We start from the raw sequence: 13,543 nt of genomic DNA on the forward strand, positions 1-13,543 counted from the left end.
ATCAAATTCCGTAATTTTCCCTCTTTCCGTCACAGGAGAACTTTGCTATACTACACATAAAGCTATATGCGTATAGGCAGACTTCTCCCGTAAGGATTGAGTTTTGTCTATGAGGCTTTACCAGAGCCTGCATAAGTTTTTAAGCGTGTGAGAAATGTCCTTGTTACCAGCAGGGGCATTTTCTTTTTCAGGGATGGTCCGGGAATTCCACATGCTGCGGTTCCTCCTTCATCCCATTCAATGTCACAGCAACCATCTGGATGGTCTGAAGCAGTTCTTCATTTTCTTCACAACATGCTTCCAACCGTTTCAGTTCCCCGTAAATCTGCTGCATCTGATTTTTCAGAGCTTTGTACACTCTCGGATTTCCCTGCACAGTCACTTCCCAGTCCATCAATTTTCTCAGGATGTACTCCTGTTTAGTAAGTCCGGATAATGCCACCATACAGTCAATCATTTTCGCTTCTTCCTCGGATACCCGGAATCCCACCGTCCGGTTTCTCCATCTTCCTTTTGCGTCCAATATTCTCTCCATCAGATTTCATCCTCCTTCTCCATCCGTTCCACATCCAGCTTATTCGCCATCTCTGTCTGTACCGTTGGGAACAAATGTGCATACCGATACGTGATTTTTTCTGCTTCATGTCCCACCCTGTTTCCAATGGCAAGAGCAGTAAATCCCATATGGATCAGCAGGGAAACATGGCTGTGGCGAAGATCGTGGATTCGAATAACCGGAACTCCTGTTGCTTTGCATCCCCGTTCCATTTCATGCTTCAGATAGGATTTGGAAAATGGGAATATCCTCTGATCCGGTGCCAGAGAATAATACATCTGAAAGTAATCCCGCATCTCTTCACAGAGAAACTCCGGCATTACAACGATCCGGTTACTTTTCGCTGTCTTTGGCGAAGTAATAATGTCCTGCTTTTTCATCCGGTGGTACGTTTTATTGATCCGCACCGTATGTTTTTCAAAATCAAAATCTGCCGGTGTGAGGGCAAGCAGCTCCCCTTCCCGGATTCCGGTCCAGTACAGCATCTCAAAGGCATAATAGGATCTAGGCTTGTCCATCATTGCCTCAGCAAATTTCAGATACTGTTCCTTTGTCCAGAATTTCATTTCCTTTGGAACCTCTTTTCCCATGCTTCCTGCCTGTCGTGCCGGATTGCAGGGCAGATTATAATAATTCACCGCATGGTTGAAAATCGCTGTGAGCTGCGCCTGAATCGTTTTCAGATAATCCACCGAGTAAGGCTTACCTTTTTCATCCCGGTACGCCATCATCTCATTCTGCCATGCGATCACATCTGCCACTGTAATCTCGTTGATCTTCCGTTTTCCAAAATAGGGAAGGATCTTTGTCCGCACAATGTGGCTTTTCGTCTCAAATGTACTTTCCTTCACCCTCTGACGTTTGTACTCGGAGTAAATCTCGTAAAAGCTCTCAAACGTCATATCCAGCTTATTTCCTTTTTGAAGCATCATTTCATGCTCCCAGGCAGTCGCTTCCCGTTTGGTCTTAAATCCACGTTTCTGCGTCTGCTTTCTTTCCCCGGTAAAATCGGTGTACCTGAACACCACTCTCCATGTACCTTTGTCTTTTTCCTGATAAACTGCCATCTTGCGTACCTCCTACTTTTCTTCATAACACAATTTCTTTTTGAAATAATTGGCATCCACACGCCCCGAAACAGTAATCAGCCCCATTTCGCTGAGTTCCTTATTCAACTGACGGATAATCTGATATGCCTTTGACTGTTTGACCTGTAAAATGTCCATTACCTCTTCTGTGGTCAGGAAACCATTCATCAGTTCAGCCATTCCCTTCACCTCCTCTCCATAATTTTCGAGAGCAGATAAAATACTCTCTACTTATAAGGGATCTGAAGACCCCTTATACAACATCATTTTCAATTTTTCTTAAGCTTAACTTTATTCAGTTAAGTTCCGCTCTATTATATTAACTATTTTCCGTTAAGTCAAGTGGTTTGAATGTCAGCAATTAAATTTTTTTGTTTAAGTTCCTATTGCGTACAATTTTTCCATATGCTATACTGATTTAAACAAATATCGTTAACCACCAGTTCCTATTCCGTTCATAACGGACGGAACTTATATCCAAAAATGAATAAAAGATTTCAGAAAAGGAGAGATTCCTATGGCATTTGGAAAACGTATTAAATTTTTCAGAAACAGAAAAGGCATGAAGCAGAAGGAGCTTGGCGAACTTCTTGGGTTCCTTGGAAAGACTTCGGATGTCCGTGTGGCACAGTACGAAACAGAAGCCAGAAGCCCTAAAGCTGATCTGGTCAAAGAAATGGCTCAGATCTTCGATGTCAGCCCCAGAGCCATCAATGTCCCGAATATTGACTCCTATCTAGGTCTCATGCATACACTCTTTACTCTGGAAGATATGTATGGAATTAAAATTGGAGAGATTGACGGAGAACTCTGTCTCCAACTTGACCGGGAGCACAGCGAATATCAGCATCTGTTCGCACCTTTTCATGCATGGCAGCAAATGGCTGCAAAACTGGAATCCGGAGAGATCAGCCAGGAAGAATACGATAACTGGCGATATAATTATCCGGAAATGGACACCTCTGAATTTCGGGCAAAGGTTCCGTCTCAGGAACTCTCTGACGAACTCATCAAGGCTCTGAAAAAAGAGAATCAATAAAGAAATGCAAAAAGAAAAAACCTTACTGACTGCTCTTTCCAATTTTGGAAACAATTCATCAGTAAGGTTTTTATGTTATAGAAATATAATTTTATTCAACGGATATTGCAGGAACGTTGCCAATCCGTTGCCAAAAAATAACGGAATTTGCTTGGAAACCGCATGAATACTTGGTCTATTTTTGCAAAATCCTATTCAAACTCCTTTGCGGACTGCGTTTCATGACACGCAAAGGCTGTTATTAGAGGTTTATATTTCGAACGTGCGTTCTGTTTTTGTGTTTTTCGCACCGCTTATGAAGAAATAAACTCCAAAATAACTCCATTTTACTCTTTATTATTTTGTTGTTCTTCTCTTGCGTAAAGAATGTCCAACGCCTGGAATATTACATTACTCATAGTCTGATAATGTCTCTCTGCATAAGATACTAGCTTTTCTTTTTGCTCTGGTGACATCCTAATTCTCAGACTAGAATCTTTGCCGTCTAATGATGGTTTTCTAGGCATCTTTCTCTCCTCCTTACATTTCATAGTTTAACACGAATTGATACAAGTGTCAATCTCGTTTTGTTAATATCACCCATTTCCCTTTTTGGCTACTTCCCTGCCTCTTCAGATAATTCTTTTCCTTCAATTTGGTTATATAATACTTCACACTAGCAAGATTCCAATCTAACGCATTAGCCATTTCTTTCTGCGTGATTGAAGGTTGCATACGTACAAGATTCAGAATTTCTATTTCTTTCTCACTCAGTACATTTTCATCTTCCACTTGGTCTAATCTCTCTAAATCTTGGTTAGCTTGGTTAGTAGCTTGGTTAGCTTGGTCAGTTATTGGATTGACTCGGAACAACTCTACCCGAAACATATTATCAAATTCCTGAAATCTCGGCTTTGGAAGTCCATACTCTTCTGCAGCATTAAGGATTCTTTTTATTCCGCTTCCCCATGCCTCTACAAGTCCCATCTGACTGAATATATTGGCAATGCCTTTATTCCTGATCTTCGAATGACCATTCATGACTTCCTCATAAGTTAATCCGTTATATAATCCACCCGGAGATGTCACCTCCAATCTGTCATCATAAACTGCGACCTGAATACAGGATTCATCTAATAGGTTACGGTGACAATGGGCATTAATAATCATTTCCCTGATTGCTTCCGGTGGTAACTCATATTTCTCTTTTCGCACCAATCCGTCAATTGTTGCTCCAAGCCGAATATTTCTCAATACAAAATCTACTGCTTCTTCGATTTGTGTATAGATTGGTCCTGTAAATTCTCTCTTATCCAGAAACATTGCACGATCTGTTCCCTTGAATACCGCACATTGTGTTTTGGAGAATGAAAAATAATCCGATGTCAGCAACGCATAGGCATTCGTTGCCAGAAGCTGTCCCTCGCTCTGCTTCAAAATTTTCCAGTTTATCAGCTGCTCTTTCTTTACAGAATGTTCTGACATTCCTGCTTTCTTCCAGAACTTTTCAATATCCTGACAAAGTTTCTCTGTTGCTTCCTCTGAAACAGGATAACCCACACAAGTAAGCTCATCCCATGAGATTCTGGCCCCTTCCATTTCCAGTTCTTTTATCTTCTCCGGAAATGCCTGTCTTGATGTACCTTCTACACGGATATAAGTGCCATTATCTTTTCCCTTTGATTTTAGATAATACGGTCTGTTCTTTCCAGCTTCTACTGATACAACAATGACCGTTTTCCCGTCTACTGTCTGTGGCTCAATATCAGGAATGATCTGTGGCACACAGGAATCAGAAACTGCATTGGCAATTCCATCCATCAGCTGAAACAACACATCATTTTCCACACCAACAATCTGGTGTGTTTTATCATCTACTCCAACAATCAGCTTGCCACCTTGTGTATTGGCAAAAGCTACGATTGTCTTCATGTACTTTTCACTTTTATCAGGTAAGGATACCTTGTACTCAATATTTTTCGATTCCCCGGAAAACATAGTATCTTCTACCATTCTTTCACTCCTACTCTATACTCGCACCACTGGTACGAATAATTCTATTTCCAGAGCAATCTTCTCTGGATCATTAACACTATTATACGTTCTATTCTTCTTTTCTATCAAGCAAGAAAACAAAACAGTTCATTTCTTCTTACCATTTTCTTCTGTTCTTTTTTGATGCCAGATAAAGTCTCGTCATCTCATCCATGAAAATAGTTTTGTCCTCATTGGTCATAGTTCCACTGGCAAATAAAGCAGCTACCTGTTCAAGAATCTGCCTTGCCTGTTTAGCACCAGCATATTCACTTGGCTCATCATTACCCAAGCACACGGTTTCATTATCATTCATAAGATAAGAAACCTGACACTGAAATGCATCTGCCAGTTTTTGATATAAACTACTCTGCTTCGGATATCGTCCTTCAACTTCCCAAGATCGAATTGTTCTATGAGAAACGCCCACCATATCACCCAGCTTTTGTTGAGTCATTTTTTTCTCTTTTCGCAACTTCCTAATTTTATCACCAAATGTTGTCATAAGTATACATCTTTCTCCTATGAGTTTTGTACATGCTTTATTTTTCTAACCACAATAAAAGTATATCATTATGCAAATAAAAAGAGAACCCGACATCACAAGCAAATTTGATGATGCGGGTTCCCTTCCCTCTTTATAGATCAATACCTTTTATTTTTTCATCTTATGATCCGATGGCAATCTCACTTCTTAATGACAACTGTGGCTTCCACATCCATGCTCGCCACATGTATGTCCTTCCCCGTTGTTGTGCTCGTGATGAGAACATTTCACATCCGGATTATACTCAAGTGTTTCATTGATAAAAGCTTCTACTGCTTCATCCGCATCTCCGGAAACTCCTCCGAAAAGCTTGATGCCTGCTGCCGCTAACGCTGTCTGTGCGCCGCCTCCAATTCCGCCACAAATCAAAACGTCTGCATTCAATGCATTAAGAACTCCTGCCAATGCGCCATGTCCACTTCCATTCGTATCTACTACTTCTGAATGTACTACTTTTCCTTCCTCTACATCGTAAATCTTAAATGTCTCTGTGTGTCCAAAGTGCTGGAAAATCTGTCCATTTTCATATGTTACTGCTATTCTCATGATACCTTCTCCTTTTTCTGCTGCATATTTTTTGTAAATTTCCTGTTTGTAACATCCTCCAAAGCTGCAGTTGCCGCTCTGACCGTCACAGATTCTGAAATCTCCGCCCTCAATTTTGAGTGGATGCCCGTCGATAAGTGCATCTGCGATCTTTTTCCTGGCGATCTCGTAAATTCGCTGGACCGTTGTTCTTGCGACTTGCATAGATGCTGCACACTGCTCCTGACTGTAACCTTTCTTGTCCAAAAGACGGATTGTCTCGTACTCATCTACCGTTAGAACAATGGGTGTTTTTTTCTCAGTATCATCTGCCGGAAGAAATTCTAAAACATTGGGGAAATGACAGACTTTTCTGCATTTTACTGGTCTCGGCATAAACTGCTCCTTTCTCGCTTTTCTTATATAATAGCCCTATAAAAGGCATATGTCAATAATGTTTTTGACATATGCCTTTTATGAATCACCTTATAGTATTACTTCTTTTCATTATTTTTTAATTTACAGATACCCTGCGTCATTGTTCCCATTGGACAAAATGTACACCAGGTTCGTGGCTTATATAACACCATTACGATCAACCCTAACAACAAAGATGTAAGCATCAAACTATAAAATCCAAAACTAAACTGTGCCACCCAATCAGCTACTGTTCCGGCAGTGTATGTCCATCCCCACGGAACACGGAAGGTCCAGAATAATTTGATGGCTTCACGCAAGGATGATGATCCGGCACCAACTAAATATGTCTGAAATACCATATTCCCAAACATTGTAAGGAAAAATATCAAAAAGCCGTATCGGAACCATTTTGAACTCATCCATCGCGGGGTTGGTTTATTTCTTGAGCATTTTAAATCCCCACCGAGCTTACTAAAAAGCTGGCCACGTCCACACAAATGATTACAGAAAAATTTATTTTCACCGAATATCGCTATTCCTAACGGCAACAGGAAATCAATCATCCCAAACCAAGCAAACAAAATATTAAAAAAACCGAGAGCAAAATAAAGGATCGCCCATATCCATAAATAATCATACCAATGTTTCTTTTTCTTCACATCGCTGTCCTCTCTTTCATTTCAATACAACCTGCCGGACAGGACTTTGCACATTTTCCACATCCTACACACACTGTTTCTTCTACCACAGCATAACATCCATGGTAAACTTTGACAGCTGCCAGCGGACAAGTATTTTCACATACTCCGCAGGCAACACATCTTTTTTTATCGACACTTGCCATTCTTTTTGCCAATGCTTTGTTCCCCTTTCAAATTTTGTATCTCTATTGTACCTGAAAAAGGTAAATCCTTCTGTGATATTATTACATAAGAATTTACCTTGAACGCTAATCATTACAATGACATATTTTTATTATACATTACCTTTATATTTATATATGATGTTTAGAATTTCCTCAGTTGTTCGAATAATTTCTTTTTGTTTTTCTTTCATTGTTATAGATTTGCTTTCTTCTTCAGCTAACGAAGAGTAAAGGTGAATGGTATTAGCATGATTCCATATCTCATCGTAAATTTTCTCGATTTCATCAGCACTCCGAAATGCCTGGTCTGTTTGCATTTGCAAGTGTTCTCGTTGCTCTTCCAGATGATTCATCCGTTCTTGTAACTGATCCCTTTCTTTCTGCAATCGATCATGTTGTGCTTGCAGTTGATCTATTTGTATTTTAATTTCGCTCATCTTTTCTTTCTGTCTCCGCATAAGCATCATCAAATATACAACTACAACTACAAATACAAATAATAGTATTATGTACAGCATAAACTTCTCCTCACGACACATATATTTCGACGGTTTTCCGCAAATCAACTATTGATAATGGCATAGAAAGAACAGTTAGTTTTCCTGAATTCTTTTTAATTTCAACAGCATCAGGATTGCCTGTGATTAAAATTACAGGTGTTGTCCTGTCCGCACGCCATGGCTGATTCGGTTGGCTCGTCATATCTTCGGTAACAATCCAAAGATCCGGCTTATGTCTGCCTAATCTTGTTTTAGCACTTTCCGGTGTGTAAAACAGCATGATCTGATCTGAAATAAATTGCAATGTTTCTTTTAATCCTTTTGCATAACGTTCACTGCCACAGACCAGTGCAATAATAGAAGCAGCTTTCTTTTTTTGTGTTACCTGAATAAAATCCAAAACTGGTGTATTATAGAGACTAAAGTCTTTTTCCAAATGAACTTTATCATAATAACTCTTTGCTGCCTTGCACATCCTCAGACAAAACTGTTCTATGTCTATACGAATATCGTTTCCGTTCTCCTGTATGTTCATACTTTCCAACTGACAAACTGACATTCCACAGTTTAGTCCAAGATGAAAGCGTATATTATTTTCATCATTCAAAAATCCTTTATTTTGATGAAGATATTCACATCGAAGCTGCCAACAGCGTTCTCCGCAAATATATGGCTTTTCATCGGATTGAGATAGTTTAAAGTAGTCCCCTGCATATTCATCAAACCAGCGAATATACTGGGTTCCCACATCACGGGTCGGATTCTTTTGCCGATCCAGCATAACCCGGCCATCTCGATAATGTTTAACAATTTCCGGGAAAGCAATACCTCCGCAAATATCTGGCAAAGTCAATGCCAATGCCAGTGCAGACTGCCATCGTCTATCTACAATATTCAGTTCTACTTCTTCAATTCGGTCCAAAAATGTAAAACTGACATCTCCCTGCATTATTTATCCCTCCCTCATATTCACAACAGTCATGTACTATAGTCAGTATATTTTTATTTATGGCATATGTCAATTATATAATTGACGCATCTAAAAAAAGTAAGTATACTATGTTCGTAAAGGAGATAACTGTTATGAGCTTCGAAAATTATTTTCCACTATGGAATGACTTAAATACAGCACAGAAAAAAGTAATTTCAGACAATTTGATTACACGGGATGTAAAAAAAGGAACGATCATTCACAACGGAAACCTGGATTGTACTGGATTATTACTGGTTAAATCCGGGCAGCTTCGAACTTACATACTTTCAGATGAAGGACGAGAAATTACACTTTACCGCCTGTTCGATATGGATATGTGTCTTTTATCCGCCTCATGTATCATGCAGTCCATTCAATTTGAAGTAACCATTGAAGCAGAAAAAGATACTGATCTTTGGATCATCCCTGCTGAAATCTATAAGGACATCATGAAGGAATCGGCTCCCGTCGCAAACTATACCAATGAATTAATGGCTAGCCGTTTTTCTGATGTCATGTGGCTGATTGAACAGATCATGTGGAAGAGTTTGGATAAGCGTGTTGCTTCATTTCTTTTAGAAGAGACCTCTATCGAAGGAACAAATGAACTGAAAATCACTCACGAAACTATCGCAAACCATCTTGGTTCCCACAGGGAAGTGATCACTCGAATGCTTCGATACTTTCAGGGCGATGGTCTCGTCAAACTCTCACGCGGCAAAATCACCATCCTTGATTCGAAAAGACTGGAAACACTACAAAGATCATAAAACTGTTTTTCTATGACATCTAAAGAATCCTCCATTTATCAGAATTGTGAAAGTCATTCTAATAAATGGGGGATCTTTTTACGCTACAAGTAAATTATAAAATTATTGTGATTATTTTTTAATAATCCATACCACATGCATATGCCCTTTCAATCAACGCACGGTCATTAACCACTGCATCATAGAAGCGGAATCCACCGGAGAAGTTGTATGTTTCATAACCGTTTCCTTCCAGAATACGGCTGGCAATGTAGCTGCGCAGACCACTTTGGCATATCAAGTAAACAGGCTTTCCCTTCTCAATTTCATTGATACGTTCCCTTAGTTCATCTACAGGAATATTTCTGAATCCATCCATATGCCCCCTGTTAAACTCACCTACAGTTCTCACATCCAGCAATACAACACTTTTATCTTTAGAAATCTTATCCATATCTTCCAGATGCCATTGTTTTAAGGTACCTTTTGCTATATTGTCTATCATGAATCCTGCCATATTTACAGGATCCTTGGCAGAGGAATACGGCGGTGCATATGCAAGATCCAGATCTTTCAGCTGGGTTGCCTTCAGCCCTGCATGAATTGCTGTTGCCAGCACATCAATACGTTTATCAACTCCTTCATATCCAATAATCTGAGCACCAAGCAAACGATAAGTCTCTTTTTCAAAAACCACCTTCATGGTCATCACTTTTCCACCAGGATAGTAACCGGCATGACTCATAGGAGAAAGAATTACTGTATCTACATCTAATCCTGACTTTTTGGCATTGGTTTCATTGATACCTGTAGTGGCTGCTGTCATATCAAATACTTTGATAACGGAGCTTCCCTGACTGCCCAGGTAACGGCTGTCACCACCACAAATATTATCAGCGATGATCCTGCCCTGCTTGTTGGCTGGTCCGGCCAAAGAGATCAGCGCATCATCACCCGTAACATAATGTTTTACCTGAACTGCATCACCTGCTGCATAAATATCCGGTACAGAAGTTTCCATTCTGTCATTCACTACGATACTTCCCTTGATGCCAAGTTCCAGACCAGCTTCTTTTGCTAATGCTGTGTCTGGTGTAACTCCGATTGCCAGCACCACCATATCAGCCTGAAGGGATGGATTATCTTTTAATAGAACCTCTACTCCATTGTCCTTTTCTTTAAATCCTTCTACTGTATAGCCCAGTACCAGTTTTATCCCATGCTTTCTCATTTCATTATGGATCATGGATGCCATATCCGGGTCAAATGGGTTCATCAGCTGCTTAGGCCGCTGGACAATTGTAACATCCATGCCAAGCTCCCTAAAATTTTCTGCCAGTTCCAGACCAATAAAACCGCCACCTGCCAATACAGCCGATTTTGGATGATTCTTATTTATATATTCCTTTATCCGAAAAGTGTCTTCTACAGTACGAAGTGTAAAAAGTTTATCCATACCTACTCCGGGAAGTCTCGGCTGTGTTGGCTTTGCACCTGGAGAGAGGATCAGCTTATCATAGTTTTCTTCAAATATCTCACCATTCTCTAAATTTTTCACTGAAACCGTTTTTCGTTCCGGATGTATGGAGATAACTTCATGATGAATTTTCATGTTAATACGGAATCGTTTAAAAAAACTCTCTGGTGTCTGTAGTGTAAGTTCTTCCGGGTCTGTGATCACGTCTCCGATATAATATGGAAGCCCACAATTCGCATAGGATATGTATCCGGATCTTTCAAACACAGTAATTTCTGCATGTTCATCCAATCTTCGTATTCTTGCTGCAGCTGTAGCTCCTCCGGCTACACCGCCTACGATTATTACCTTCATCTTATTTTTCCACCTTTCCTGAATAAGCAGCAATGCCACCAATATTATTTACTTTAGAATATCCCATTCGTTGCAACATCCCAGTTGCTTGACGACTTCGGGCTCCGGAATAACAGTATACAAACAGCGGTATTTCTGTATTCTTCACTACCGAAACAACATTGTTAAGTTGTTGCAATGGCACATTTTTACTTTCTGGTATATGCCCTTCCTGATATTCCTGCGGCGTACGAACATCCAGCAGAACTGCACCAGCAGTCTTTTTATATTCCTCTATCCCTTGATTAATATTCGCCTGTTTTAAAAAATCAAAAAATCCCATTAACGCACCTCCTTAAAGCATCTCTAAGATTGCCTTCTTAGGTCTTGCCCCTGAAACTTTTGTTACAATCTTCCCATTCTTCATAACCACCAAAGTTGGAATACTCATAATACCAAATTTACTTGCCAGTTCTGGCTGCTCATCCACATTGATCTTTCCAACTTTGATATCAGGGAGTTCACTTGCTATCTCCTCTATGATAGGAGCCACCATACGACAAGGAGCACACCAAGGAGCCCAAAAGTCTAAAAGAACGGTTTTCTCGGAATCCATTATTTCATTCTGAAAATTATTTTTATTGATATTAATAGCAGACATTTTACAGTCCTCCTTGTTTTTTCTTTTGTGGCTTTATTATAATCTGAAATTCATTTGTTTTCTGTGATATCATCACATTATTATCATGATTAATTTTTAACTAATTTATTTTTTCATCTTATGATCTGATGGCAGTCTCACTTCTCCGGTCCTTTTCTTCATAATCGAGTTCTGTGTCTCCATCTGTGTTGGAATATAATCGCTTTCCTGCAGAAATGCACCTGCCGCCTCAGCATATGATTCATATCCAGCTGCTTTCATCCTCTTCAACATTTTTGCCAAAGCACTGTTCTTGTCTCTACTCACCTGACGTGTGCTGATGCCCAGTTCCTCTGCTGTTTCTTTAACCTGTTTTCCCATGATAAAATAATCGCTCACGATTTTCTTTTCTTTCTCTGTCAGATCGCTGAAGAGTTCTTTAAAGAAGATCTCAGTTGTAATATCCGATGCAATGTCACGTCCACTATCTGCGATAAAGTCTGTCGCACAACCGTTTTCTGATTCTAATCCACAAAATAATACTGTATTATTTCTCTGATGCTGCTGATCAAACATATAATGTTCCTTATTATAAAAAATATTAAGAACTTCCAGCTCTTCTGCTGTAATATTAGCGTATTTCACCTTCTGATATCTGTCGTAAAATGTGTATTTTCTTTCTTCCATGATTGTTTCTCCGATTTGTCGTTTTTGTTGATTTGATTTGTGACAAATCGAAAATCATGGATATCTGGCATAATGCCTGCCTCTTCCCTGCATCTTGATATGCTCTTCCTTTCCGGCATCTACCTGTTAAAAAGGAAGCTTTTTCAAATCTGCAACCTGTTTTTGGGTATAAAAAAAGGCCATGCCCTTCCGGGCACAGCCTGACGCCTTAAAATTTGAGAAAAGAAAAACCTCCGCAAACATTACGTCTGCGAAGGTCTATTTCTCTCAGCATATCAATTCTAACATGCACGTATTTTCATTGTAATACCATTCACATGCCAGTTTACTGTCAGTTCACTGCCACTTTACTTCCACTTTTCTTCCAGTTTATTTCCTCCATCTTATTCTGTATCTTTTCCGGACGTGTAAATGCCCAGAGCATTGTTGCATACAAACGGATTGCTTTCTTACGGTTTCGATAATAAGTAGTGCTTGGCATATCATCCAGCATCAGCATCACATCTTCATTGGTATTTCCTGCTTCAAAATATCTATATTTCAAAAGCCGATAATACAGCTGTCCATTTTTTGGATAATCCCTCAAAGCTATCAGGGAATCTCTCATGATTTCCAGCAAACAGAGATTCATATCATTATTCAGAAGCTTTTCCTGGATTCTGCGTTTCTCTGCAGTCGCATCGAAATCTACCAGATCATATAACATTTCCTTCAGATGCTTCCCTTCCTCTGCATACATTTCATAATCTATATCCACAAGGTTCTTCTCAATACGGAACATTACTTTAGTATACTGACTCAGCAATAATTCCGTATTCTTATAAGCATCCTCTGCCACTTCTTCCATATTGATAAACATATCCTGTATTCTCTGCATAATTGTCCTCCTTCCCGACCGCTTCCGCAGCCAGACCAATCATTGTATTGTTTGTTCCATTCACAGTCTGTCACTGTCCTAACATCTCTTCATGCAGATTCCGCAGAAATATCCGCTGTGGGATAGCTTCTATTTCTGGCTGATCGGCAACTGTATGATCTATTGAAAGCAATCGGTTCTCACGGGAAAGGATGTATCCCCGACTGCTGATGTTCTCATCGAATATCTATCTCTCCAAAGGGGGCCCTGATTCA

Annotated in this window: 18 protein-coding genes; 2 read left to right on the plus strand and 16 right to left on the minus strand. The window is 39.7% G+C overall.

Translation table 11 applies throughout. The features are described 5' to 3' along the window. Positions 1 to 187: 187 nt before the first annotated feature. From ACQRD1_RS13280 to ACQRD1_RS13290, 3 genes are read right to left on the minus strand one after another with little or no spacing between them, the layout of a single operon-like run. Positions 188 to 535: a plasmid mobilization protein gene (locus ACQRD1_RS13280; RefSeq protein WP_235232340.1), complete on the minus strand. Its 348-nt coding sequence runs from the start codon at positions 533 to 535 to the stop codon at positions 188 to 190. Continuing rightward, positions 535 to 1,623, minus strand: coding sequence for a site-specific integrase (locus tag ACQRD1_RS13285; protein ID WP_235232341.1), 1,089 nt, complete (start codon positions 1,621 to 1,623; stop codon positions 535 to 537). The genes ACQRD1_RS13280 and ACQRD1_RS13285 overlap by 1 nt, the downstream gene beginning before the upstream one ends. 12 nt (positions 1,624 to 1,635) lie before the next feature. Beyond that, positions 1,636 to 1,824, minus strand: coding sequence for a hypothetical protein (locus tag ACQRD1_RS13290; RefSeq protein WP_235232342.1), 189 nt, complete (start codon positions 1,822 to 1,824; stop codon positions 1,636 to 1,638). A 337-nt stretch (positions 1,825 to 2,161) separates the two neighbouring features. Between ACQRD1_RS13290 and ACQRD1_RS13295 the strand changes: the two genes are divergently transcribed. Then, positions 2,162 to 2,683 carry a helix-turn-helix domain-containing protein gene (locus tag ACQRD1_RS13295; RefSeq protein ID WP_235232343.1) on the plus strand — a complete coding sequence of 174 codons (522 nt, stop codon included), beginning with the start codon at positions 2,162 to 2,164 and terminating at the stop codon, positions 2,681 to 2,683. Positions 2,684 to 3,009: 326 nt separating this feature from the next. Here the strand turns inward: ACQRD1_RS13295 and ACQRD1_RS13300 are convergent, their stop codons facing one another. From ACQRD1_RS13300 to ACQRD1_RS13335, 8 genes are all read right to left on the minus strand, one after another. Next, a complete protein-coding gene (locus ACQRD1_RS13300) occupies positions 3,010 to 3,189 on the minus strand; it encodes a hypothetical protein (protein ID WP_008705291.1) in 180 nt (59 codons plus the stop codon). Positions 3,190 to 3,238: 49 nt separating this feature from the next. Beyond that, entirely contained in the window at positions 3,239 to 4,675 is a 1,437-nt protein-coding gene (locus ACQRD1_RS13305) for an AlbA family DNA-binding domain-containing protein (protein ID WP_147608769.1), read from the minus strand. Between the two features lie 139 nt (positions 4,676 to 4,814). Beyond that, positions 4,815 to 5,201 carry a helix-turn-helix domain-containing protein gene (locus ACQRD1_RS13310; RefSeq protein WP_044924454.1) on the minus strand — a complete coding sequence of 129 codons (387 nt, stop codon included), beginning with the start codon at positions 5,199 to 5,201 and terminating at the stop codon, positions 4,815 to 4,817. 189 nt (positions 5,202 to 5,390) lie between these two features. Next, positions 5,391 to 6,164 (minus strand): NifB/NifX family molybdenum-iron cluster-binding protein, encoded by a 774-nt coding sequence (locus ACQRD1_RS13315; RefSeq protein ID WP_055195155.1) that lies wholly within the window; start codon positions 6,162 to 6,164, stop codon positions 5,391 to 5,393. A 98-nt stretch (positions 6,165 to 6,262) separates the two neighbouring features. After that, on the minus strand, positions 6,263 to 6,847 hold the full coding sequence (locus ACQRD1_RS13320; protein WP_055195153.1) for a 4Fe-4S binding protein: 585 nt from the start codon (positions 6,845 to 6,847) through the stop codon (positions 6,263 to 6,265). Then, a complete protein-coding gene (locus tag ACQRD1_RS13325) occupies positions 6,844 to 7,044 on the minus strand; it encodes a 4Fe-4S binding protein (RefSeq protein ID WP_222891075.1) in 201 nt (66 codons plus the stop codon). Before ACQRD1_RS13325 ends, ACQRD1_RS13320 begins: the two co-directional genes overlap by 4 nt. Positions 7,045 to 7,163: 119 nt before the next feature. Then, a complete protein-coding gene (locus tag ACQRD1_RS13330; RefSeq protein WP_222891074.1) occupies positions 7,164 to 7,490 on the minus strand; it encodes a hypothetical protein in 327 nt (108 codons plus the stop codon). Between the two features lie 91 nt (positions 7,491 to 7,581). Beyond that, complete coding sequence (locus tag ACQRD1_RS13335) at positions 7,582 to 8,502, minus strand: hypothetical protein (RefSeq protein ID WP_028086467.1); 921 nt, start codon at positions 8,500 to 8,502, stop codon at positions 7,582 to 7,584. A 110-nt stretch (positions 8,503 to 8,612) separates the two neighbouring features. On the opposite strand from ACQRD1_RS13335, the gene ACQRD1_RS13340 reads away from it, so the two are divergent. Then, a complete protein-coding gene (locus tag ACQRD1_RS13340; RefSeq protein ID WP_044924472.1) occupies positions 8,613 to 9,296 on the plus strand; it encodes a Crp/Fnr family transcriptional regulator in 684 nt (227 codons plus the stop codon). 118 nt (positions 9,297 to 9,414) lie between these two features. On the opposite strand, the gene ACQRD1_RS13345 is transcribed toward ACQRD1_RS13340, so the two are convergent. The 5 genes from ACQRD1_RS13345 to ACQRD1_RS13365 form a co-directional block, all read right to left on the minus strand. After that, entirely contained in the window at positions 9,415 to 11,106 is a 1,692-nt protein-coding gene (locus ACQRD1_RS13345) for an FAD-dependent oxidoreductase (RefSeq protein ID WP_109317838.1), read from the minus strand. A 1-nt stretch (position 11,107) separates the two neighbouring features. Next, a complete protein-coding gene (locus ACQRD1_RS13350) occupies positions 11,108 to 11,428 on the minus strand; it encodes a rhodanese-like domain-containing protein (protein ID WP_028086465.1) in 321 nt (106 codons plus the stop codon). Positions 11,429 to 11,440: 12 nt separating this feature from the next. Continuing rightward, positions 11,441 to 11,746, minus strand: coding sequence for a thioredoxin (trxA, locus tag ACQRD1_RS13355; RefSeq protein ID WP_109317839.1), 306 nt, complete (start codon positions 11,744 to 11,746; stop codon positions 11,441 to 11,443). 105 nt (positions 11,747 to 11,851) lie between these two features. After that, entirely contained in the window at positions 11,852 to 12,412 is a 561-nt protein-coding gene (locus tag ACQRD1_RS13360) for a sigma factor-like helix-turn-helix DNA-binding protein (RefSeq protein ID WP_026650124.1), read from the minus strand. A 331-nt stretch (positions 12,413 to 12,743) separates the two neighbouring features. Then, the gene (locus tag ACQRD1_RS13365; protein ID WP_026650125.1) at positions 12,744 to 13,289 is read right to left on the minus strand and encodes a hypothetical protein; all 546 of its coding nucleotides are present in this window, start codon (positions 13,287 to 13,289) and stop codon (positions 12,744 to 12,746) included. Positions 13,290 to 13,543 lie beyond the last annotated feature (254 nt).

The organism is Bariatricus sp. SGI.019 (assembly GCF_050315235.1).
Classification (GTDB): domain Bacteria; phylum Bacillota; class Clostridia; order Lachnospirales; family Lachnospiraceae; genus JAFBIX01.

What these genes read in the sequence shown, in the direction of transcription:
- ACQRD1_RS13305 (WP_147608769.1), bottom strand. Translation starts at nt 4,675, where the DNA reads ATGGTAGAAGATACTATGTTTTCCGGGGAATCGAAAAATATTGAGTAC.
- ACQRD1_RS13300 (WP_008705291.1), bottom strand. Translation starts at nt 3,189, where the DNA reads ATGCCTAGAAAACCATCATTAGACGGCAAAGATTCTAGTCTGAGAATT.
- ACQRD1_RS13350 (WP_028086465.1), bottom strand. Translation starts at nt 11,428, where the DNA reads ATGGGATTTTTTGATTTTTTAAAACAGGCGAATATTAATCAAGGGATA.
- ACQRD1_RS13285 (WP_235232341.1), bottom strand. Translation starts at nt 1,623, where the DNA reads ATGGCAGTTTATCAGGAAAAAGACAAAGGTACATGGAGAGTGGTGTTC.
- ACQRD1_RS13290 (WP_235232342.1), bottom strand. Translation starts at nt 1,824, where the DNA reads ATGGCTGAACTGATGAATGGTTTCCTGACCACAGAAGAGGTAATGGAC.
- ACQRD1_RS13280 (WP_235232340.1), bottom strand. Translation starts at nt 535, where the DNA reads ATGGAGAGAATATTGGACGCAAAAGGAAGATGGAGAAACCGGACGGTG.
- ACQRD1_RS13295 (WP_235232343.1), top strand. Translation starts at nt 2,162, where the DNA reads ATGGCATTTGGAAAACGTATTAAATTTTTCAGAAACAGAAAAGGCATG.
- ACQRD1_RS13310 (WP_044924454.1), bottom strand. Translation starts at nt 5,201, where the DNA reads ATGACAACATTTGGTGATAAAATTAGGAAGTTGCGAAAAGAGAAAAAA.
- ACQRD1_RS13330 (WP_222891074.1), bottom strand. Translation starts at nt 7,490, where the DNA reads ATGAGCGAAATTAAAATACAAATAGATCAACTGCAAGCACAACATGAT.
- ACQRD1_RS13335 (WP_028086467.1), bottom strand. Translation starts at nt 8,502, where the DNA reads ATGCAGGGAGATGTCAGTTTTACATTTTTGGACCGAATTGAAGAAGTA.
- ACQRD1_RS13365 (WP_026650125.1), bottom strand. Translation starts at nt 13,289, where the DNA reads ATGCAGAGAATACAGGATATGTTTATCAATATGGAAGAAGTGGCAGAG.
- ACQRD1_RS13345 (WP_109317838.1), bottom strand. Translation starts at nt 11,106, where the DNA reads ATGAAGGTAATAATCGTAGGCGGTGTAGCCGGAGGAGCTACAGCTGCA.
- trxA (WP_109317839.1), bottom strand. Translation starts at nt 11,746, where the DNA reads ATGTCTGCTATTAATATCAATAAAAATAATTTTCAGAATGAAATAATG.
- ACQRD1_RS13360 (WP_026650124.1), bottom strand. Translation starts at nt 12,412, where the DNA reads ATGGAAGAAAGAAAATACACATTTTACGACAGATATCAGAAGGTGAAA.
- ACQRD1_RS13340 (WP_044924472.1), top strand. Translation starts at nt 8,613, where the DNA reads ATGTTCGTAAAGGAGATAACTGTTATGAGCTTCGAAAATTATTTTCCA.
- ACQRD1_RS13315 (WP_055195155.1), bottom strand. Translation starts at nt 6,164, where the DNA reads ATGCCGAGACCAGTAAAATGCAGAAAAGTCTGTCATTTCCCCAATGTT.